Origin of the sequence: Pseudomonas sp. HY2-MNA-CIBAN-0224, assembly GCF_040310285.1 — a bacterium.
GTDB classification, from domain to species: domain Bacteria; phylum Pseudomonadota; class Gammaproteobacteria; order Pseudomonadales; family Pseudomonadaceae; genus Aquipseudomonas; species Aquipseudomonas helleri.
Genome location: NZ_JBEOPQ010000529.1, coordinates 1 through 271 on the forward strand (window position 1 = coordinate 1; position 271 = coordinate 271).

Here is a 271-nt window from a genome sequence, read left to right on the forward strand (position 1 = left end):
TCATTGACCACACTACGCATGGTTTCTGTCGCATAGTATTTTGCCATTGCAGTCATTACTGATGGCGTACCACCTTGGTTAAGACCACAGGTAACTAAGTGGCGAAAGGCTTCTAGCATATAAGTATTACTGGCCATACGACTCGTAGCGTCTTGCACGCCTTCAAATTTACCGACTGAGATTTTGAACTGTTCACGAACCTTGGCAAACGCGCCAACAGACAGATAAGTCATCTCACTGGCTGAGGTAGATAACGCTGGTAAGGAGATAC

Annotated in this window: 1 protein-coding gene; it reads right to left on the reverse strand. The window is 45.8% G+C overall.

From position 1 onward, the window contains the following. Positions 1-233, reverse strand: a 233-nt coding sequence (locus tag AAEZ03_RS27435; protein WP_350583008.1) for an acyl-CoA dehydrogenase family protein, incomplete at its 3' end; no start/stop codon positions are given. Positions 234-271: the final 38 nt, after the last annotated feature.